General features: G+C 70.0%; 16 protein-coding genes. 8 read left to right on the top strand and 8 right to left on the bottom strand.

Going from position 1 to position 19,887, the window contains the following annotated elements; genetic code table 11:
• Positions 1 to 43: 43 nt before the first annotated feature.
• Positions 44 to 1,039 carry a glycosyltransferase family 2 protein gene (locus ACI6GS_RS03660; RefSeq protein ID WP_439816421.1) on the top strand — a complete coding sequence of 332 codons (996 nt, stop codon included), beginning with the start codon at positions 44 to 46 and terminating at the stop codon, positions 1,037 to 1,039.
• A 79-nt stretch (positions 1,040 to 1,118) separates the two neighbouring features.
• On the opposite strand, the gene ACI6GS_RS03655 is transcribed toward ACI6GS_RS03660, so the two are convergent.
• On the bottom strand, positions 1,119 to 2,597 hold the full coding sequence (locus ACI6GS_RS03655) for a hypothetical protein (protein ID WP_439816420.1): 1,479 nt from the start codon (positions 2,595 to 2,597) through the stop codon (positions 1,119 to 1,121).
• A gap of 260 nt (positions 2,598 to 2,857) precedes the next feature.
• Here ACI6GS_RS03655 and ACI6GS_RS03650 point away from each other — a divergent pair, with 260 nt between their 5' ends.
• Positions 2,858 to 5,656, top strand: a complete 2,799-nt coding sequence (locus ACI6GS_RS03650) for a tetratricopeptide repeat protein (protein ID WP_439816419.1) — start codon at positions 2,858 to 2,860, stop codon at positions 5,654 to 5,656.
• A 62-nt stretch (positions 5,657 to 5,718) separates the two neighbouring features.
• The gene (locus tag ACI6GS_RS03645; protein WP_439816418.1) at positions 5,719 to 6,801 is read left to right on the top strand and encodes an alginate lyase family protein; all 1,083 of its coding nucleotides are present in this window, start codon (positions 5,719 to 5,721) and stop codon (positions 6,799 to 6,801) included.
• Between the two features lie 22 nt (positions 6,802 to 6,823).
• On the opposite strand, the gene ACI6GS_RS03640 is transcribed toward ACI6GS_RS03645, so the two are convergent.
• Positions 6,824 to 7,168: a RidA family protein gene (locus tag ACI6GS_RS03640; protein WP_439816417.1), complete on the bottom strand. Its 345-nt coding sequence runs from the start codon at positions 7,166 to 7,168 to the stop codon at positions 6,824 to 6,826.
• A 153-nt stretch (positions 7,169 to 7,321) separates the two neighbouring features.
• On the opposite strand from ACI6GS_RS03640, the gene thrS reads away from it, so the two are divergent.
• The 3 genes from thrS (at position 7,322) to ACI6GS_RS03625 (ending at position 10,641) form a co-directional block, all read left to right on the top strand.
• Positions 7,322 to 9,265: a threonine--tRNA ligase gene (gene thrS, locus ACI6GS_RS03635; protein ID WP_439816416.1), complete on the top strand. Its 1,944-nt coding sequence runs from the start codon at positions 7,322 to 7,324 to the stop codon at positions 9,263 to 9,265.
• A 112-nt stretch (positions 9,266 to 9,377) separates the two neighbouring features.
• Positions 9,378 to 9,902 (top strand): translation initiation factor IF-3, encoded by a 525-nt coding sequence (infC, locus tag ACI6GS_RS03630; RefSeq protein WP_439816415.1) that lies wholly within the window; start codon positions 9,378 to 9,380, stop codon positions 9,900 to 9,902.
• A gap of 10 nt (positions 9,903 to 9,912) precedes the next feature.
• Positions 9,913 to 10,641 carry a tRNA-uridine aminocarboxypropyltransferase gene (locus tag ACI6GS_RS03625; protein WP_439816414.1) on the top strand — a complete coding sequence of 243 codons (729 nt, stop codon included), beginning with the start codon at positions 9,913 to 9,915 and terminating at the stop codon, positions 10,639 to 10,641.
• Between the two features lie 81 nt (positions 10,642 to 10,722).
• Here the strand turns inward: ACI6GS_RS03625 and ACI6GS_RS03620 are convergent, their stop codons facing one another.
• Positions 10,723 to 11,124: a hypothetical protein gene (locus ACI6GS_RS03620; protein WP_439816413.1), complete on the bottom strand. Its 402-nt coding sequence runs from the start codon at positions 11,122 to 11,124 to the stop codon at positions 10,723 to 10,725.
• A gap of 159 nt (positions 11,125 to 11,283) precedes the next feature.
• Positions 11,284 to 12,453, bottom strand: coding sequence for an OmpA family protein (locus ACI6GS_RS03615; RefSeq protein WP_439816412.1), 1,170 nt, complete (start codon positions 12,451 to 12,453; stop codon positions 11,284 to 11,286).
• A gap of 242 nt (positions 12,454 to 12,695) precedes the next feature.
• On the opposite strand from ACI6GS_RS03615, the gene ACI6GS_RS03610 reads away from it, so the two are divergent.
• Entirely contained in the window at positions 12,696 to 14,801 is a 2,106-nt protein-coding gene (locus tag ACI6GS_RS03610; protein ID WP_439816411.1) for a PhoX family protein, read from the top strand.
• Positions 14,802 to 14,868: 67 nt separating this feature from the next.
• Here the strand turns inward: ACI6GS_RS03610 and ACI6GS_RS03605 are convergent, their stop codons facing one another.
• A complete protein-coding gene (locus tag ACI6GS_RS03605; RefSeq protein WP_439816410.1) occupies positions 14,869 to 15,453 on the bottom strand; it encodes a BA14K family protein in 585 nt (194 codons plus the stop codon).
• A gap of 174 nt (positions 15,454 to 15,627) precedes the next feature.
• Here ACI6GS_RS03605 and ACI6GS_RS03600 point away from each other — a divergent pair, with 174 nt between their 5' ends.
• Entirely contained in the window at positions 15,628 to 16,161 is a 534-nt protein-coding gene (locus ACI6GS_RS03600) for a carboxymuconolactone decarboxylase family protein (RefSeq protein ID WP_439816409.1), read from the top strand.
• 148 nt (positions 16,162 to 16,309) lie between these two features.
• On the opposite strand, the gene ACI6GS_RS03595 is transcribed toward ACI6GS_RS03600, so the two are convergent.
• The 3 genes from ACI6GS_RS03595 to ACI6GS_RS03585 all read right to left on the bottom strand — a co-directional run bounded on the left by ACI6GS_RS03595 (position 16,310) and on the right by ACI6GS_RS03585 (position 19,789).
• Positions 16,310 to 17,491, bottom strand: coding sequence for a serine hydrolase domain-containing protein (locus ACI6GS_RS03595; protein ID WP_439816408.1), 1,182 nt, complete (start codon positions 17,489 to 17,491; stop codon positions 16,310 to 16,312).
• 136 nt (positions 17,492 to 17,627) lie between these two features.
• On the bottom strand, positions 17,628 to 19,304 hold the full coding sequence (locus ACI6GS_RS03590) for a DUF4166 domain-containing protein (protein ID WP_439816407.1): 1,677 nt from the start codon (positions 19,302 to 19,304) through the stop codon (positions 17,628 to 17,630).
• Positions 19,301 to 19,789: a thiol-disulfide oxidoreductase DCC family protein gene (locus ACI6GS_RS03585; RefSeq protein WP_439816406.1), complete on the bottom strand. Its 489-nt coding sequence runs from the start codon at positions 19,787 to 19,789 to the stop codon at positions 19,301 to 19,303. Before ACI6GS_RS03585 ends, ACI6GS_RS03590 begins: the two co-directional genes overlap by 4 nt.
• Between the last annotated feature and the right edge of the window lie 98 nt (positions 19,790 to 19,887).

The following is a 19,887-nucleotide window of genomic DNA, read 5'->3' as shown; positions in this document are numbered from 1 at the left end:
GACTGGCCGCGGCGGCGATCATGTGCAGCAGAGGAGGCTGACGATGCAGGCGGAACGGCTCTTGGTTCCAGGTCCGGCTGACGGGCCGGCACTCGATCCCGACATGCTGAAGGGGGTCAGGATCGCGGTCCTGCTGCCCTGCTACAACGAGGAGCGGACGATCGCGGCGACGATCCGCGCCTTCAACCAGGCCCTGCCGGGAGCGGAGGTCTATGTCTTCGACAACAATTCGCGCGACGGCACGGTGACGGAGGCGATCGGAGCCCGCGCCATCGTCCGGCGCGAGACCCTGCAGGGCAAGGGCAACGTGGTGCGTCGCATGTTCGCCGACGTCGATGCCGACGTCTACGTGATGGCGGACGGCGACAATACCTATGACGCGGCGCAGGCACCGCAGCTGATCCGCCGCCTGCTGGACGATCACCTGGACATGGTGGTCGGCAGCCGCGCGCCAACCGAGGATCCGGCCGCCTATCGCCGGGGCCACAAGTTCGGCAACCGCATGCTGACCGGCTGCGTTGCCCGGATCTTCGGCAATCGCTTCCACGACATGCTGTCGGGCTACCGGGTGTTCTCGCGCCGCTTCGTGAAGTCGTTTCCCGCTTTGTCCAGCGGGTTCGAGACGGAGACGGAACTGACCGTCCACGCGCTGCAGCTGAAGATGCCCTGCGCTGAGATCCAGACCGCCTATGGCGCGCGGCCCGAAGGGTCGACCAGCAAGCTGGCCACCTATCGCGACGGGTTCCGGATCCTGCGCACCATCATCCTGCTGTTCAAGGAAGAGAAGCCGCTTCAGTTCTTCTCGTTGATCTTTGCCGGCTTCTTCCTTGTGTCGCTGGCCCTGGCGGGTCCTGTCTTCGTCGAATATGCCCAGACCGGCCTGGTGCCGCGCCTGCCGACCGCCGTGCTGTCGGCCAGCACGATGCTGCTGGGCTTCCTGTCGCTGGCCTGCGGCATGATCCTGGACACCGTCGCGCGCGGCCGGCGCGAGGCCAAGCGCCTGCACTACCTGAACCTGGCTCCCCGCGCCGCCCGTTGAACGCACGCAGTCGCCACCGGCGCGCACACGCCCCGCGGTCACGCCGCGGGGCGTCCTGCATCAGGGGGGCTTCAGGGCGTCAGGACCAGGCAGGCTGCGCCTGGCGCTGCGGCGTCCGCAGGGCCCGGCCCGCGCGCAGCGCGACCAGCCACAGCATGGCGACGGCGGCCAGCGGCACCACCACCAGCGGCCGCACCATGAACTGGGCGTGGATGAAGGCGTGATTCTGGAACAGCAGGTACCAGGCCAGGACCGGCATCGGCACCAGGAATGTCAGCACCGCGCTTTCACGCTCGGCGGCCGTGCGGGCAAGCCCCAGGCAGATGAACAGGCCCAGCAGCAACCAGCCGAACAGCGCCAGCAACACGCCCGCCGCGGTCACCGCGTCGGGCAGGCCGATATGGACGGCGTTCTGCAGCAGGTTGTCGGCCACGTCGCCCAGTGTCAGCGTGGTGGTGTCGCCGGTGGCGACGCCGGCGCTGCCGCGCGACGTGCTCATGCGGGCGGCCAGGGCGTGAAAGAAGTTGCCGATGACATCATGCTTGTCGGCCAGGGCGACGGCGGTGGCCACCTGATGGACGGCGAAGGTCGACACCACGGTCCCCAGATAGGCGCCAAGCACCAGGACCGCGTCGCCATAGGCGCTGGTCCGGGGTGCAGCCTCCGCCTCCACGTCCGGCCGCGCGCGGGCGATGGCGATCAGCGCCAGCAGCAGCGACGCGCCCACCGGCAGGTAGCCGCACAGGAACTCGAACACCGTGGTGGCGGCGCCGAACACGCTGGCGGCCAGGATCATGCGGCTGCGGCGCAAGGGGAGCGCTGCGCGGTCGGCCCAGCACCACCACAGCAGCAGCAGGGCCAGCACCAGGATCGACGGCGCGTGCGACGCCGACTGCCCGAAATAGCTGAGGCCGAAGAATCCCAGGAAGGCCATGGCCAGCAGGGCATAGGCCACCTGCGGCCGGGCGACGGCCGGCAGCGGTCCGGCTCGACGCAGCAGCAGCATGGCGCAGATCGCGACGACCAGGACGAAGCCGCCATGGCTGACGGCCTTCAGCACCGCGCGCGCCTCCGCCACCGGCAGCAGCGAGAGCAGCCCGATCGCCACGGCACGGTAGCCGTGGACATAGCGCAGGTAGTTGTTCTCGGTGAACTGCAGCATCGGGTCCTGCGTGACCCAGTCGCGCAGCATCTCGCAATTGCCCAGGCCCCGCCGCCCGACCTCGCCCGTGCGCTGTCCGGTGAAGGCGAACAGAATGGGGTCGTCCGGCACCCGCGCCGCCATGTCATAGATCAGGCAGTCGTTCGTCTGGTGCGAGCCCATGACCGAATCGCCGCGCCGCACCTCGTTGAGTGCCAGGTCACCGCTGGCGAAGGCGTCGCGCAGGTGCTCGCGGATCGGCGCGCGGTCGACCGCGAACAGCGCCAGATTGGTGCCGTAGTTGAGGGCCAGCACCGCTGCACTGACCAGCAGCGCCAGGACAGCCACATGACCAAAGCGACCCACCAGATCCCGCGCACCGGTAATCGGGCTATCCAGGTTTCGAAGCCTCGCCATCCCGGACGCTCTCCTTGCAAGCAGGACATGGGCACCCGGTCGACCTTGACAGAAGCCCAAGGGTGCACCGCAACATGCTAGGGGTGGCGATCGACAGGGGTCAAGCGAAGCCGCCGCCGACGTATGCGGTGCATGTCGCATATCACGAGAAAATCGCAGAACAGGAATGCTGCTCTGCGGCATTGAACGGACGGACAAGGCGCGTGGGCGTTGGGCATCGACGATCCGGGGGAACGGACTTGGCTTCAGGCAACAATTCTGTGAACCGCCGGCGCCTGTGGGATGGGGCCAGCGCCGTCGTCCTGGCGCTGGCCTTGGGCTGGACCGGGACGGCCCTGGCCAGCTCCCCGTCCGGCCCGCCCCGCGTCCTGCTGGCGCAGGCGATCCTGGCGCCCGGCCCGGACGAACCGGCGGATGCCAGCCTGGACCAGGCCAGTGCCGCGATGCGCGCCGGCCGGCTGCAGGAGGCCGAGCAGGGTTTCCGCGCGATCCTGGCCGGACCCGGTGCGCAGGACCTGCGCCTGGCCAACATGGCGCGCCTTGGCCTGGCCGACACGCTGATCCGCCTGGACCGCATGGGCGAGGTCGCGGCCCTGCTGGACTATGTGGCGCGGACGCAACCCACACCCCGCGTCCAGGCCCGCGTTGCCGCCTTGCGCCAGCGCATGGCCAGCAGCGGCCAGCGTGCGGCCGAGCGCCAGGCGCGCGAGGCCCGGCGCCAACTGCTGGCCACGTTCGGCGACGACGTCAGCCCGGCGGCCCAACGCCGCGCCGCTGCCGCCGCGGCGGCCAACCCGGGCGACCTCGACCTGCAGGCGGAATATGCCCGCTATCTGCGACGGGCGGGTGACCTGGACGGCGCGCGGCGCCTGGCCCAGCGGGTCGCGGCCGCATCCCCCGCCGGCACGGTGGCGGGGGCACGGGCGCGCTTCGTCCTGGCCGACCTTGCCGTCCTGGACCAGGATCGCGCGCGCGCCCGTGCCCTGATCGCCGAGGTGCGCGCCGCGCGGAGCGATGCGGAGGTCGGGCGCGTCGCGGCGCGGCTTGAGGAGCGTATCGCGGATCAGGAACTGGCCGTTCGGCGCGATGCGGTGGCCGAGGGCCTGGGCGCCGAGCCGACGGCGGAGGCCCTGGCCCGCGGGGACCAGGCGCTGGCCGCGGATCCCGGCAACCTGTCCCTGCGCCTGCGGCTGGCCGGCTTGCTGGTCCGTGCCGGGCGGGTGCAGGAGGCGGATACGCTCTATGACCAGGGTCGGACCCTGGCGCGCAACGACCCGGGCGCGCTGGAGCGGATCGAGTTCGCGCAGATCGCCTCCCTGTCGGCACGCGGCCAGTTCGACGCGGCGCGCCTGCGCCTCGCCGCCCTGGCCGGTCGGATCGCGCCAGAGCGCATGGACCGGGTGAGGCAGGCGAACGGGAGGATTGCCGCCGACGAACTGGACTTCACGCGCCGCCAGGCCGTGGCCGCCCTGGGCGAGGTGCCAGGCGAAGCGGCGGTCGCGACGGGGCAGGCGAGCCTTGCGGCGGATCCGGGAAACCTGGATTTGCGCGTGAAGCTGGCCGGCTTCATCGACCTGCTGGGCCGCACGGCGGAGGCGGAGCAGCTGCTTCAGGCCGCGCCGGACCTGTTCGAAGCCCCGGTGGCCAGCCGGGTCCAGCTGGCGCTGGCGTCGCTGGCGCTGCGCCGCGACGACATCGCCCTGTCCCGCCAGCGCGTCGCCGCGGCGCGCGCGCTGGATGCCGCGCCTGGCAGCGCGGCGCGGGCCGATGCCCTGGAGCAGCGCATTGCGGAGCGGGAGGTGCGCCTGGCCCAGATTGCGCAGGCCGACGCCATCGCGGCCCTGCCGATCGGCGAGGGGATCGCGCAGGCCGAGGCGATCCTGGCCCAGGATCCGACCAACGTGCCCGTGACGCTGGCCTATGCCGACAAGCTGGGCCGGGCGCTGCGCTTCGCCGAGGCGGAGCAGGTGCTGCGTGACCTGGCCGCCCGGGCTGACGCGGCGCAGGACCCGGGCCTTGCGGCGCGGGCGCAGTTCGGCCTGGCCAACCTGTCGCTGCGCCAGGATCGGCCCTCCGCCGTCGAGCCGCAGCTGGCCGCGATCGAGGCCGGGCCGGCCGGAGCCGAGCAGGCGGAGCGCCTGGCCGACTATCGCGCCCGTGTGGCTGAGCGCCTGGACCCCCAGCCCCTGCGCGGCCGCGTCACCCTGGGCGTGGGCCATACCAGCGACGTGGTCAGCGCGATCACCATCCTGGAGGACGAGGACGACCTGACCGGCTTCGCCCGCACCGGCCGGGCCAGTCCCGAGTTCCGCCTTGGCGCCGCCCTGGAGCATCGCCACGTCCTGGACGGCGACGGCAACTACCTCAGCACCCAGGGCCGTGTCGACCAGACGCTGTTCCCCGACCTCAGCGAACTGGACGGGACGCAGGTCGCACTCTCGACCGGACCCAGCTATGCCCTGGACGGCCGCTGGAACCTGGATGCCCAGATCGGCTACACGCTGCGCCTGCGCGGCTATGACTTCAGCCGCGCGGTGGTCAGCCTCAACACCCAGGCGCTGTACCGCTTCACCCCCTGGCTGCAGGCCGGTGCCCGCTATGCTCTGGCCAGCCACGACGACGGCAATTCCGACCGCGACGGCATCGTCAACGATGGCCGCCTGCTGGCGAACATCGACCTGACGCCGGTCGACCGGATCGCGCTGGCGGGCATCGTCCGCAACGAGAACTTCAACGCGCGGCCCGAGGACAGCCTGGGCTTTGCCGGCTCCATCGCGTGGCGCCACGACTTCGCGATCGGCAACCTCACCGGCTTCTATGGCGAGGTGGGCCTGGGCTATGGCGAGACGGACTACGCCGCGGCGACATCGCGGCCAGAGGATCGCGGCGTGGCGCGCCATGACCGGATCAGCACCCTGGACCTGACCCTGGGCCGCACGTTCGACGACCGGCAGTGGATCGTCGAGGCGTCGTTCCGCGCCTATGACCGGGATTCCAACCTGGACCGGCTGGACCGCAATTATGAGCGGTTCCTGCTGACGATCACCCGCGCCTTCTGACGGGTGCAGGCTTGGCCCGGCCCGCCGACCGGCGGCCGCGGCAGTTGCGTAGGAGCAGGCTGATGACGATGCGCGCCCCGATCCTTGCCCTGCTGGTCCTGCTGGTGCCTGTGGGGTCGTCCTGGGCGGCGGCCCTGCAGCCGCCCTTCGACGTGGCCGCGGCGCGCTCGCGGGCGGGGGAGCCGGCCCGCGACAGCTTTGCCTGCCGGTCGCCGCCGGAGCCGGTGCGCGACCTGGTGATGCGCAGCAAGTACAAGCCCAACACCGACAGCACCGAGATCGACAGGGACCAGGAGGCGGCCAACCGCGCGGCCGACAAGCCGATCCGCGACTTCGCCAACGGCCTCACCAAGATGGCCAATGCCTATGTCCGGTCGCAGCCTCCCGCGCCGCCGGTCGCCGCCTGTGCCGTCACCTGGCTGGCCGACTGGGCGCGCGCCCAGGCGCTGACACAGCCGCCCGACGCCAACGCCGCGGTGCGTGCCTGGAACCTGCCGACCTTTGCCATGGCCTGGCTGCAGGTCAGGGATGATCCGGCGATCACGGACGCCGACCGCAACGCCATCCTGGCCTGGTTCCGGGTCCTGGCGGAGAACATCGTCGCGACGGTGGATGCCGATCCGGACCGGGCCAGCCACAACAACAACCATCGCTACTGGGCCGGCTGGGCCGTCATGGCGGCGGCGGTCGCGCTGGACGACCGGCCCCTGTTCGACTGGGCGGTCGAAAGCTATCGCGTCGGCATCCGGCAGGTGACGGCGGACGGCACGCTGCCGCTTGAGCTGCATCGCCGGCAGCGGGCGCTGGGCTATCACCTCTTCGCCCTGGCGCCCCTGGTCTACATGGCCGAGACGGCGGCGGCCAACGGCCTCGACCTCTATGCCGAGAACGGCAATGCCCTGCTGCGGCTGGAGCGGCGCACCCTGGACGGGCTCCACGACCCCGCCCCGTTCCAGGCCCTGACCGGCTTTGGCCAGGACCTGCGGCGGCAGGGGAGCGCCAGCCAGATGGCCTGGCTGGTGCCCTTTGCCCGCCGCTTCCCGGAACCGCGGCTCAGCCAATGGCGCTCGGCACTGGACCGCTTCAGCGCTCCCGCCGCCGGCGGCGATACCGAACTGCTCTACGGCCCCCTGCCGGGGCGCTGACCGCAGGGGCAGGCGTTCTGCGCTACTTCGCGGCGATGACCGCGATCTCGATGATGTACTCGGGCGCCACCAGGTCAGCCTTGACCGTCGCGCGCGCCGGGCCGCAGCCCTTTGGCATCCAGGCTTCCCAGGCGGCATTCATCGCGCCCAGGTTGGCCAGGTCGGTGATGTAGATCGTGGCGGCCAGGATCTTCGTCTTGTCACTGCCGTGCTGGGCCAGCAGGCGGTCGATGGAGCCGAGCACGTCCTGCATCTGGCCCGCGAAGTCGTGGGCCGGATCGCCCACCTGGCCCGCCAGATAGATCGTGTCGCCATGAACCACGGCCTGGCTCATCCGCGCATTGGTCTCGAACCGCGTCACCGTCATGGCTGCCCTTCCCGATTGCTGCTGCACTGCGAAGGCAGGCATCCTAGTCTGGCCCACCCTCGCGGCAAGAGGCGGATTGCGCCTTTTGTGCTATAGGGCCCGCGATTGCGGGCCCGCAGGGGGTCCATTCAACCGGTGAAAGGTCTTGGTCCCATGAGTGTCGAGCTTGCCCAGGTGCCCGCGGTACGGCTGACCCTGCCCGACGGCAGCGTCAAGACCTTCGCCGCTGCGCTCACTGGCGCCGAGCTTGCGGCAAGCATCGGCCCGGGCCTTGCCAAGTCGGCCCTGGCGATCGAGGTGGACGGCCGGCAGCGCGACCTCTCCCACCGGCTTGAGGGGGAGCACGCCGTCCGCATCATCACGCGCAAGGATCCGGAGGCGCTGGAACTGCTGCGCCACGACGCGGCGCACGTCATGGCCGAAGCGGTCAAGGAACTGTTCCCCGAGACGCAGGTGACGATCGGTCCTGCGATCGAGGACGGCTTCTACTACGACTTCGCGCGGCCGACGCCCTTCTCGCCCGATGACTTGGCGCTGATCGAGCAGCGCATGCGCGAGATCGTCGCCCGCGACGAGGCGATCGTGCGCGAGGACTGGCAACGCGACGACGCGGTCGCCTTCTTCAAGGAGCAGGGCGAGCACTACAAGGCCGAGATCATCGCCTCCATTCCGGACGGGGAGGAGATTGGCCTCTATCGCCAGGGCGGCTTCATCGACCTGTGCCGGGGGCCGCATCTGCCCTCGACGGCGAAGCTGGGCAACGGCTTCAAGCTGATGAAGCTGGCGGGCGCCTATTGGCGCGGCGACCATCGCAACCCGATGCTCCAGCGCATCTATGGCACGGCCTGGCGCGACGAGAAGGAGCTGGCCGCCTACCTGACCCGGCTGGAGGAGGCGGAGAAGCGCGACCACCGCCGCCTGGGCCGCGAGATGAACCTCTTCCACCAGCAGGAGGAAGGGGCCGGCATGGTGTTCTGGCACCCGCGCGGCTGGACGCTCTACCGCACGCTGGAGCGCTACATGCGCGGTCAGCTGGAAGAAGCCGGCTATGTCGAGGTGAAGACGCCGCAGCTTCTCGAAAACCGCCTGTGGGTCGCCTCCGGCCACTGGGAGAAGTTCCGCGAGGCGATGTACGTCACGGAATCGGAAGAACGCCTGTTCTGCCTGAAGCCGATGAACTGCCCGTGCCACGTGCAGATCTTCAACCAGGGTCTGACCAGCTATCGCGACCTGCCGATCCGCATGGCGGAGTTCGGCTCGTGCCACCGCTACGAACCCTCTGGCGGCCTGCACGGCATCATGCGGGTGCGCAACTTCACGCAGGACGACGCCCACATCTTCTGCACCGAGGACCAGGTGGAGGGGGAGTCGGTGCGTTTCTGCGAACTGCTGAAGCGGATCTACAAGGACCTGGGCTTCGACGACGTCCTGGTGAAGTTCTCGACCCGGCCGGACGTCCGCGCCGGCACGGACGAGACCTGGGACAAGGCCGAGGCCGCCCTGCTGGCCGCGGCCCGCGCGGCGGGGATCGAGCCGGTGCTGAACCCGGGCGAGGGCGCCTTCTATGGGCCCAAGCTGGAATTCACGCTGCGCGACGCGATCGGCCGCGAATGGCAGTGCGGCACGCTGCAGATGGACTTCGTCCTGCCCGAGCGGCTGGGCGCCAGCTATATCGGCGAGGACGGGGCAAAGCACCGGCCGGTGATGCTGCACCGCGCGATCCTGGGCACGTTCGAGCGCTTCATCGGCATCCTGCTGGAGCACTATGCCGGCCGCCTGCCGCTGTGGCTGGCGCCGGTCCAGGTCGTGGTGGCGACGGTCACGCAGGACGGCGATGCCTATGCGCAGGAGGTGGCCGCGGCGCTGAAGGCGGCGGGCCTGCGGGCCGAGGTCGACCTGCGCAACGAGAAGATCGGCTACAAGGTGCGCGAGCACACGCTGGCCAAGGCGCCGATCCTGCTGGCCATCGGCAAGCGCGAGGCGGAAGAACGGACGGTCGCCCTGCGTCGCCTGGCGGGCGGCGCGCAGCAGACCCTTGCTCTCGATGACTGCCTTGCTATGCTCCGGGCTGAAGGTTCTGTGCCCGCCTCTTCCTGAGGGGCGTGCATTCGCCTATATCACATGAGACTGGACCCGGCCGTGTTGGCGGATGTGCCACCAGGGCGCCGCCAACCAGCCTTTTTGGGAGGATTTGTCTATCGCTCGCCCAATGATTCTTACACCGCCGACTCGCGAGGGTCCCCGCGTCAACGACCAGATCAGTGCGGCCAAGGTGCGCCTGATCGACGAGACGGGCGAAAACCGCGGCGTGGTGTCCTTCTTCGAAGCCTTGAACCTGGCGGAAATGGCGGGTCTTGACCTGGTCGAGATCTCTCCCAATTCCGATCCGCCGGTTTGCAAGCTGCTCGACGTCGGCAAGTTCAAGTACGAGTCGCAGAAGAAGGCCAACGAAGCCAAGAAGAAGCAGAAGATCATCGAGATCAAGGAGATCAAGATGAGGCCCGGCATCGACCAGCATGACTATGACGTCAAGCTGCGTGCGATCCGGAAGTTCTTCGAGGAAGGCGACAAGGTCAAGCTGACCCTGCGCTTCCGTGGCCGCGAAATGGCGCACCAGGACCTTGGCATGAAGGTGCTGATGCGCGTGCGCGACGAGGTCGAGGAGATCGCCAAGGTCGAACAGCACCCCAAGATGGAGGGGCGCCAGATGACCATGGTCATGGCTCCGAAGTAGGACGGCCCAGGTGACGCAAGACCCCGCACCGCCGGGCGCGGACGCGGGGGACGTGGCCCACGACCCGGACCTCAACCCGGCCGACGCTCCCGTTGCCGCCGTACCTGCCATCGTGCCGGTGCCGACCCGCCTGCGCGTGGTCGTGCTGCAGCATCCCCAGGAAAAGCGCGAGGCCCTGGCGACAGCGCCGCTGATCGCCCAGGTCCTGCCCCAGGCGACGATCAAGGTGGGCCTGTCCTGGCCCAGCCTGAAGGCCGTGCTGGAGGAGGACGAGGATCCCTATCTCTGGGGCGTGCTCTACCTGGGCAGCCGCGAGGATTCGACGGACCTCGACGCGCCGCTGACGCTGCTCGACCGCCATGGCGAGCGGCTGTCGCACCAGCGCGCGACGCTGGGCGAACTGCAGGGCATCGTGGCCCTGGACGGGACCTGGTCGCAGGCCAAGACGCTATGGTGGCGCAATCCCTGGCTGCTGAAGCTGCGCCGCATCGTGCTGAACCCGCCGGCGCCGTCGGCCTATGGTAAGGTCCGCCGCGAGCCCCGGCGCGAGGCGCTCTCGACGCTGGAGGCGGTCGCCATGGCGATCAGCCAGATCGAGCGGCGGCCCTCGGCCTATGACCAGATCACGGCGCCCCTGGCCGACCTGATCCAGGCCAACCTGCGCCCACCCCGCGCGGCACGCGGCCGGCGCCGCCCGCCGCAGCGCAAGCCGAAGGCAACTCCGAGCAGCGGGGATTGAAGCCGCTGTTGAAAATGGGCAAGCGTAGACCGAGTACCCCATTCGCGGGGCCGGAGACGATCCACTTAGCCAAATGAAACCTTACGGATAGGGCGACATGCCTCCCAGGGAATCATTGGTCTGATCCCGGAACCATCGAAAAATACATTCATCCGACAAGCAGTGGATCGGCAAGGCTCCACGCCATTTTCGGTGTTCGACTTCCATTTTCGTGGCGTTTTCTATTGCATAAACCATAGAACGAGTGTTCAGCAGCTCCGCAACCATCAGATACTCGTCGCGACATATCAGTGTAGTTGCGACCGACTGATTGAACGCATTGCAGTCGATTGCCGATGGGACATCTCCGTAAAACTGCTCGAAAAAGTCCAGCCTTGCTTTTAGTGCATCCAATGACGGCCGAGATGTCGACTGAGCGTTTACGGCGTTGGCAAACAGCACCGTTGTTCCGACGACGATCGTGAGGATTGATCGCATCTCCATCACAAGCACCCCGAGAGCAATTGCTCGGACGGATTATGCGGGCAGGAATGCGGTTCGAGAACCGGCATTGATTCCAAAGGCGCCGCCCCTGGAAAATGGAGGGGCAGGCACCTTGCTGCACCCGCCCTCCCGATTGGCCGACCTGTTCGTTGCTGCGGATCAGAACACGATTTCGACGCGGCGGTTCTGCGGCTCGCGCACGCCGTCGGGGGTGGGGACCAGGGGCTGCTCCTCGCCGCGGCCGACCAGCATGATGTCGCTGGCCGGCACGCCCAGCGCCACCATCGCGTTGGCGACCGACTGGGCGCGCCGCTCCGACAGGGCGAGGTTGTAGCCAGGGGAGCCCGAGCGGTCGGCATGGCCCGTGAGGTCGATGCGGGTGACGCCCACCTGCTGTGCCGCGGCCACGGCCTGGCGGATCGTGTCTTCCGCCTGGGGCAGGATCTCGGTCGAATCCCAGTCGAAGAAGACCAGGAAGTTGCGCGCCACTTCCGGCGGCATGGGGGCCGGCGGTGGCGGCTCCGGCGTCTGGACCACGGGGGCCGGGGGCAGCGCAGGCGGCGCTGCGGCCGGGGCGGGTGGCTTCCAGAAGCTGAAGCGCACGCCCGCCTGGACCTCGTGCGCCGTCAGGTCGGCAATCGCGGCCGCCACGGGCAGGGGTGCAGTGCTGAGCGTGGTGCCTGTCGACACCTCGCCCAGGTCGACATAGCGATAGCCGACGTCGAGCGCGATCCAGTCGGATACGTCGTAGCTGAGGCCCGCCATCGCGGCCCAGGCCAGTTCGTCCGTCGTTGCGCCGTCCTGCGTGCCCAGGGCGAAGCCGTCGATGGCAAAGCTCACCGTCTCCAGCTGGTTGCGCGCATAGCCGACGCCGCCGCCGACATAGGCGTGCAGGCCGCGCAGCACGCCCAGCCGGCCCAGGTCGAAGTCGGCATAGAGATTGCCCATGACCGTCCAGTTGTCGACGTCGCCGCGCGCCGTCAGCGTGCTGCCCAGGAAGGGCTCGACGCCGCTCAGCTCGAAGCCCTGGCGCAGGGTGAAGGTGACATCGCTGCGCAGCTCCAGCCAGGGCGCGCCCGCGAACAGGTTCCAGGTCTGGAAGCCCAGGCCGCCGCCGGCGATCACCGTCTCGTCGAAATCGCCGGGGCCCAGCTGGCCGGCCGAGAGGTTGCCGTCGAAGGTCTCGCTGAAGGAATAGCCGACGTCTCCGCGGCCATAGAACTTTAGGCCGTCCAGCGCCTGGGCCGGTGCCGCCGCGGCCAGCAGTGCCGCCAGGCTGATCCCGCTGGCCGCACCCTTGCTGGCCCACGCCTTCCTTGTCGATGCCATGTGATCCCCCGTTCGGCGCGAACACGCCAGCCGCATCGGCTAATAGTCGCGCCACGTTTCAGTCCTGTGACTGAACGGCGTCAGCAGGAATTGCGATGACTTCGCAAGACTTCTGGGCAGACGTCTTGAGCCCGGAAAGACAAAACCTGTCATCGAACCGTCCTGGAACTGTCAAACGCCTCGCCTAGTGTCCGCGCAAGGCCGGGACCTGCCCGGCGCGGCGGTGCTTTGGGGGACGAGAGATGAGCGAGTGCGAACGCGAGGACCTGAGCCTGCGCGGCCGGTCGGAAGCGGAGACGTTCGAGAGCGTGATGGACACGTTCCTCAGCCGCCGCACGGTGCTGACGGGGGCAGGGTTGGGCGTCGCCGCGGCCGGGCTGGCCGGTGCCGGCACGCTGGGCATGCTGCAGGCGCCGCCGGCAGAGGCGGCAACCGCCCGCTTCACCTCGGTGCCGGAGAACACGGACGACCGCGTGACCGTCCCACCCGGCTACACCGCGACGGCTCTGCTGGCCTGGGGCGAGCCGCTGTTCCCCGGCGACGTCGCCTGGGGTTATGGCCGGGATGCGCAGGGCCGCGCGCTGGTCAACCACACCAACATGACGGCCGCGCAGCAGGCGCGTCGCGTCGGCTTCAACCACGACATGCTGGCGCTGTTTCCGAACCCGTTCGGCGCCCCGGCCAAGGTCGCCAATCGCTTTCCCTGGCCGACCTACATCGCCGCCTTCAACCACGAGTATACGAGCGGCGCGACGATGTTCCCGGGCTTCACCGGGGTACCGACCAAGGCCCAGGCCGACCTGCAGATGCAGGCCGTCGGCTTCACCTTCGCGGGCATCCGGCTGCTCAACGCTGTCTGGACCCATGACAAGGCGATGCGGGTCAACAATGTGGCGACGGCGCCCTATGTCGCGCGGCGCGTCACGCTGACCACGCCGTGCGAGTTCACGGGGCCGGCGCGCGGCCATCCCTGGCTGGGGACGACGGCGATCGGCACCTACAACAACTGCGCCGGCGGCTTTACCCCCTGGGGCACGTACCTGTCGGCGGAAGAGAACTTCGACGGCCTGTTCTCGGGCGCCAGCTCGGTCACCAACCCGCTGATCCAGTTCGACCACAAGACGGTGCACGGGATCGGCGACGCGACGGCCGACAACCTGGGCTTCAATCCCGGCTATTTCCTGTACTACCCGCGGTTCAACCTGCGTAACGCGTCCTCGGTCACGGAGCCGTTCAAGTTCGGCTGGGTGGTCGAGACGGACGCCTACTCCCCGACCAGCACGCCGAAGAAGCGCACCGCGCTGGGCCGCTTCAAGCACGAGGCGGCACAGGTCGTGATCGCCTATCCGACCGCGACCGCGCGCACCGGCCAGGCCGTCGTCTACACCGGCGACGACCAGCGCTTCGACTATGCCTACAAGTTCGTCTCGTCGGGCACGTTCAACCTGGACAATCCGCGCGCGGCTGCCCACTTCTCGCTGCTCGACACCGGCACGCTCTATGTCGCGAAGTTCAAGGCCGACGGCACGGGCGAATGGCTGCCGGTCACGTTCGCCAACGTGAACGCCAAGGCGCCGGGCAAGTTCTCGAGCCAGGCGGACGTGCTGATCCGCTGCCGCCAGGCGGCGGACGCGCTGGGTGCGACGCCGATGGACCGGCCGGAGGACATCAAGATGCCGCGCGACGCCAGCTTCCGCGGCAATGGCAAGGTGTTCATCGCCCTGACCAACAACTCGAACCGCAAGGCGGCGGGCGACACGGGCAGCGCGGGCCGTGGCCGTCCCGCCGGCTCGGCCGCAGCCGACGCGGCGAACCCGCGCGGCCCCAATCCGGCCGGCCACATCATCGAGATCACGGAAGCCGGCAACGACTACCGCGCCACCCGCTTCACCTGGGACATCTTCCTGCTGGCCGGTGATCCCGCGCTGCCGGCCGGGGACGTCCGGGCGGTCATCAACCCCCGCACCAATCGCCGCCTGCTGCAGGGCGACCGGTTCGGCGCGCCGGACAATCTGGCTTTCGACAACGACAAGAACCTGTGGATCGCGACGGATGGCAACCCGTCCAACTTCGAGTGCAACGACCAGGTCCTGGCCACGATCGACCGCGGCGGCGCAACGCCGGTGGAGACGCGGCGCTTCCTGACCGGGCCGGCCGCGTGCGAGGTCTGCGGTCCGATCTTCTCGCCCGACAACACGACGTTCTTCTGCAACATCCAGCACCCAGGCGAGGATGGTGTCCTGGACGAGGTCAGTTCCTGGCCCGACAACCGGCCCAAGGGAACGGGTGTTCCGCGCCCCGCCATGGTCGCGGTGCGCCGGAACGATGGCGGCCTGATCGGGACCTGACCGGCGGCCGGCCGAACGACGACGGCCCGCCGGGTGTCCCCGGCGGGCCGCTCGCCATCAAGGGCTGCTACTCGCAGAAGCGGACGTCGCCCGCCACGCCGATGAACGTGCCCGAGGTCGGGTCGAAGTTCGGGTAACGGTCCGAGCAGTAGCGGTACCACTCGGGCGTGCCCGCGGCATAGCCGCCGCCGGGCGGCAGGCTGCTGATCGCGACCTGCGGGCGGGGCGCCGGGACGGGGGCGGGCGGCGGCGTCACGACCACCACGTCCGGGCCGCGGTCGCGATTGCGGTCACGGTCGCGGAAGCCGTCGGCGCCGAACAGGTTGGCGACGCGCTGGCTGTCATTGCGGTCGGCATGCGCGCGATACCAGTCCTGATAGTCGGCCCGGGTCCAGGAATCGCCATTGCGGCGCCAGTCCCAGTACGCGCCGTCGCGGCGGTGCGTCTCGTAATACTGTTCCACATGGGCGGCACGCTGGTCCTGGCGCCAGTCGGCGCGGGAGCCCTGGCCATAGCCCGGCGCATCCGGGTTCTGCCACGCGGTGACCGTCAGCGGATAGGGAAGGGTATCGGCCGCGGCAACCGAGGCGGTCGCGAAGAGGCCGGTGCCGGCCAGGAGGCCGGCCGCAAGAACGCGGGCTGTCCTACGCACTTCAACTCTCCTGCAAAGGATACGTCCTGCCCGCCAGAAGCCCGCAGGCCGTGTGCGGTTCCCGGTTGCCCCGCGACAAGCCTGTGACCGGGGGGCCGCCGCAGGCGCCCGACCGGATGTTCAAATCGCATGCGATGGACTAGGGTCGCGGCAAAGCAACGGGAGGAGGACCCCATGTCGCGACTGCCCCTGATCGAGCCGGAACAGCTGCCACCCGCGATGCGCGCCGCGCACGACGCCACGCCCGAGGACAACTGGCTGGCGCGCAATTTCACGCGGGTCTTCGGCGCGCACGAGGCGCTGGTCAAGGACTACCAGTCCTTCTACCAGCCCTGGCACACGGGCGGCGCCGGCCTGCTGGAGCCGCGGCTGAAGGAGCTGGTGCGCCTGCGCATCGCCACCCTGAACGGCTGCGTCCTGTGCAAGTCGGTGCGCATGGCGCCCAACGTCGTGAGCGAGGACGAGGCGGCGCGCGGCGTCGACACGCCGGATGCGGAAGGGTTCACGCCGCGCGAGCGCGCCGCCATCCACTTCGCCGAGAAGCTGGCCGTCGACCACCACAATATCGGCGACGCCGACGTGGCCGAAATGCGCCGCCACTTCAGCGATGCGGAGTTCCTGGAACTGGCCATGATGGCCGGGCAGTACATCGGCTTTGGCCGCGTCCTTGCCATGCTCCAGCTCGAAATCGCCGCCTGCCCGATCTGAGGTTTCGCTTCTCCCGCCCAAAACCACCTCATCCTGAGGTGCCCCGGAAGGGGCCTCGAAGAATGGGCCGCCGGTGCGCGGGTTGCCCATCCTTCGAGGCTGCGCTTCGCTCCGCACCTCAGGATGAGGCGGATATTGGCGGGACACGCTACCTCGTCGCGGCGGCCACGGCCTGCAGGTGACGGTGCAGGCCGCCGGCGAACAGGAAGTCGGTGGACTGGGTCAGCACGATGGAGATGACACCCGCATTGGGATCGGTGATCCACGACGTACCGAACCCGCCATCCCAGCCATGGCGCCCGGTCCCGGGCCACAGGTCATCCGCCTTGCGCGCGACCGCCGTGCCCAGGCCCCAGCCCAACGTGTCGAAGAAGCCGGGAAAGAAGCTGGAGCGTGCGATCTGGTCCGCGCTCAGCTGGTTGGTCGTCATCAGGCGCACGCTGTCGGCGGACAGGATCCGCCTGTCCCCGTGAAGACCGCCCGCGGCCAGCATGCGGGCAAACACAAGGTAGTCGTCGGCGGTCGAGACAAGGCCGCCGGTGCCGGACGGGAACACCGGCGGCCGGGCATAGGCGCTGTCCGCCCCATCGCCGTCTGCCTTGACGTCCTGGCCCGACGGTCCGGCAAAGAGACCGCAGCCGGCCAGGCGATGCAGCTTTGCCGCCGGCACGTGGAAGCCCGTGTCGCGCAGGCCCAGCGGCTGCAGGATGCGCTCGTGGACGAACGTGTCGAAATCCTGCCGCGCCACGCGGCGCACCAGCACGCCCTGGATCAGGCTGCCGACATTGTAGAGCCAACGCTCCCCCGGCTGGTGCATCAGCGGCAGGGTGGCAAAGCGTGCCAACCAGTCGTCGGGTTCGTGCGTCGTCATCGGCACCGGCTGCGCCAGCACCAGGCCCAGCGCCTCCGCCTGCTGGTGCACCGGCGTCGGCGGGCCGAACTGGATGCCGAAGCCGAAGGTGAAGTCCAGGAGCTGGCGCACCGTGATCGGCCGGTGGGCGGGCTCGGTCTCGTCCAGGGGGCCCTCGGGCCGGCGCAGCACGCGGCGGTTGGCCAGTTCGGGCAGCCAGCGTTCGACCGGCGCATTCAGGTCCAGCCGCCCCTCCTCGACCAGGATCAGTACGGCCGCACTGGTCACGGGCTTGGTCATCGAGGCGATGCGGAAGATCGCATCGCGTGCCATGGGTTCGGCGCTGCCGATGGCGCGCGTGCCGACCGCACCCGCCGAAACCGCGCCGCGATGATCGACCAGCCAAACGGCGCCGGGCAGGCGCTCCGGCACGACCTGCGCCGCCAGACCCTCCTGCACGGCGGCGAACCGTCCGCGCACAGCGGCCGATCCTGATCCCCCTCCACCCATCGCCATCGGCGCTCCCGTTGCCTGTCCCTCGCGTCGCGTCATCGGTCCTGCCCCGGGCTGGATGGTCCCTCAAGGACGCGGGGGGAACCGCGATACCGACAGGCCCTCAGGACTGGGCGAGGGGTTCGTCGCCGCCGACCGGGCGAAGCCAGCCGCGATAATGGACGATGCGGCCCACGATGGGCGCCGAGATCGTCACGTCGAAGGTGAAGCGACCGCTGGCGTCCACGCCCTCGCGCCCCGCGATCCGGGGGCCGAGCGCGCGCGGCAGGGGGATGCCCAGCAGGCGCCAGCCCTGGTGCCGCAGGACCAGGCCCGCCGCCTCCACCGTGGCCGCCATGGTGGCCGTCACCGGCCCCATCTGTTCGGCGATGCGTCCAGGCTGGTCGGGCACCGGCCGCAGGATCGTGGCGAAGCGGCGGCCGGGAAAGCGCCGGGTCCAGCGTTCCGCCCGCTCCCCCGCCTCGACGTCGACGCGGACGGGCACGTCCGCCCCCTCGAACGGCAGGCGCATCAGGCGGGCGATGGACTGGCCCAGGAAATTGCCCCCCTCAACCGTGGCGCGGCCCTCCCAGGCATGCTGCCCCGTCCTGCCGTGAAAGGCCCGGAGCGGCGGCGGCAGGCGGGGAAAGTCGGCGCCCAGGACCTGGGACAGCACGCTGCCGGCGGCGATCGCCTCCACCTGCGTGGTGATGCGATGGCGCGCCATCTCGGCCGCGATCTGGTCCAGGCTGGGCCAGCCGGCGCAGGCAGCGGCACCCGGCGCCGGGCCCTGGCCCGACAGGATGGCGCGGATCGCCGCCAGCGTCGCCAGGGTGGGGACATGGGGCCCGTCCCCGGCCTCCGCCACCAGGGTCCAGCGGGCACCGACCGGCATGCCGGCGGCATCCTGGCCGCGGGCCTCCACCATCATGCCGCCGCGATCGGTCCCGAGGCGGTAGGTGCCCTGCGCCAGGACGCGGAAACCGCGTGCCATGGGTTCCAGCGTGGTGACGACGCCCGCGCGCACGATCCACGAGGCCAACCACAGGCCCAGGTGCAGCACGCCCAGTTCAAGGCCAGCGCGGAACAGCGCCGTGCGCCGGACGCCCAGGCGCTTCGGCGCCAGGTCCAGGTCGGGCGTCTCCACCAGCGCCAGCCAGCGCCGGCCCAGGTTGCCGATCCGCCGCCGGTGCGGCGCCGACCAGCCGGGCCGCGTCGTCCACGCACCCTGGTCCAGCACGCGGATGGGCAGGCCGGTATAGGAGAGGATCGCGCGCACGACCGACAGGCCGCGCGGCGCGCGGTTGCCGGGCGAGACGGCAATCTCCACCGTCTCGATCACGGGCCAGCCGGCGGTCAGGTGGTCCAGCACCGCCTGGGACAGGGCGGGCGTGGTGCTGGCCCCGGTCCGCGCGACCACCCCCGCCTCTCGCGCAGCGCTGTCCAGGATGTCGAAGCCGGCGACGAAGGCACGCGAGTCGGCCAGGTCAAGGTAGTGGCAGCCGGCGGCGATGGCCGCCCGCGCCAGGTGAAGGTCGGACTGCTGGAACGGGCCGGCGGCGTCGACCACGATCGCGATCCCCTCCGCCCGCAGGAAATCGGTGCGGATCTCGCCCACCTTGCGCACCAGCAGGGCCAGGCGCTCGTTGCCGAAGCGGCGGCGCAGGGCCTCCGTCTCCTGGGCCAGGCGGACATGGTCCCGTGCGATGGCCAGGATGGTGCAGTCGGTCGTGGCCAGCAGGCCCTCGACCAGGTTGCGGCCAAAGGCGCCGGACGCGCCGGCTACCAGGATGCGGGTCATGCCGCGGCGTTCCCCCCATCCACCGTCCCGCCGTCGGCCAGGCGCCGGGCCAGGTCGGGCGGCGGCAGCCAGCAGCTTTCGGTGCGACCGAACACCCGGTAGCGGTTGCGCGCGACCACGTCATAGACCGCATCGCGCAGCGGCCGGGGCACCAGGCGCAGGCCCCGCAGCCAGGACCAGCGCGGCAGGTGGCCCAGCACGGCCAGCGCCGCATCCGACTTGAACAGCGCCCGGCCGTCCAGCACGACCGCGTTGGTCTGTGGGGCGTCGGCATCGATGCCCAGGCGCCGGGCCAGGGTGCGGCCCGCCGCGCTTTGGATCGGCAGGAACCGGAAGCGTTCGGCGCGGTCGCGCTCGGCCACGAAGCGCACCCAGCGGGAGCAGAAGACACAAACCCCGTCGAACAGGATGATCCCCTCCAGCGCGGCATTGGCGGCACGTGGACGCCAATCCCCGCCGCGCGCCCTCTCGTGCCTGTCACCCATCGATCGCTCCGTTGCCGATTGCGCGATCCTGGCACGGCGGGCGTGCCCGGTGCACCCGTCGCGCGGGCAGGTGTTGCCGGCATGGGCGGCGCGGTATA

The organism is Zavarzinia sp. CC-PAN008 (assembly GCF_051903925.1).
Classification (GTDB): domain Bacteria; phylum Pseudomonadota; class Alphaproteobacteria; order Zavarziniales; family Zavarziniaceae.
This window is presented reverse-complemented; position numbering and strand designations above follow the sequence as displayed.

What these genes read in the sequence shown, in the direction of transcription:
- ACI6GS_RS03610 (WP_439816411.1), top strand. Translation starts at nt 12,696, where the DNA reads ATGAGCGAGTGCGAACGCGAGGACCTGAGCCTGCGCGGCCGGTCGGAA.
- ACI6GS_RS03620 (WP_439816413.1), bottom strand. Translation starts at nt 11,124, where the DNA reads ATGGAGATGCGATCAATCCTCACGATCGTCGTCGGAACAACGGTGCTG.
- ACI6GS_RS03655 (WP_439816420.1), bottom strand. Translation starts at nt 2,597, where the DNA reads ATGGCGAGGCTTCGAAACCTGGATAGCCCGATTACCGGTGCGCGGGAT.
- ACI6GS_RS03645 (WP_439816418.1), top strand. Translation starts at nt 5,719, where the DNA reads ATGACGATGCGCGCCCCGATCCTTGCCCTGCTGGTCCTGCTGGTGCCT.
- ACI6GS_RS03640 (WP_439816417.1), bottom strand. Translation starts at nt 7,168, where the DNA reads ATGACGGTGACGCGGTTCGAGACCAATGCGCGGATGAGCCAGGCCGTG.
- ACI6GS_RS03600 (WP_439816409.1), top strand. Translation starts at nt 15,628, where the DNA reads ATGTCGCGACTGCCCCTGATCGAGCCGGAACAGCTGCCACCCGCGATG.
- ACI6GS_RS03585 (WP_439816406.1), bottom strand. Translation starts at nt 19,789, where the DNA reads ATGGGTGACAGGCACGAGAGGGCGCGCGGCGGGGATTGGCGTCCACGT.
- ACI6GS_RS03615 (WP_439816412.1), bottom strand. Translation starts at nt 12,453, where the DNA reads ATGGCATCGACAAGGAAGGCGTGGGCCAGCAAGGGTGCGGCCAGCGGG.
- infC (WP_439816415.1), top strand. Translation starts at nt 9,378, where the DNA reads ATGATTCTTACACCGCCGACTCGCGAGGGTCCCCGCGTCAACGACCAG.
- ACI6GS_RS03590 (WP_439816407.1), bottom strand. Translation starts at nt 19,304, where the DNA reads ATGACCCGCATCCTGGTAGCCGGCGCGTCCGGCGCCTTTGGCCGCAAC.
- ACI6GS_RS03660 (WP_439816421.1), top strand. Translation starts at nt 44, where the DNA reads ATGCAGGCGGAACGGCTCTTGGTTCCAGGTCCGGCTGACGGGCCGGCA.
- thrS (WP_439816416.1), top strand. Translation starts at nt 7,322, where the DNA reads ATGAGTGTCGAGCTTGCCCAGGTGCCCGCGGTACGGCTGACCCTGCCC.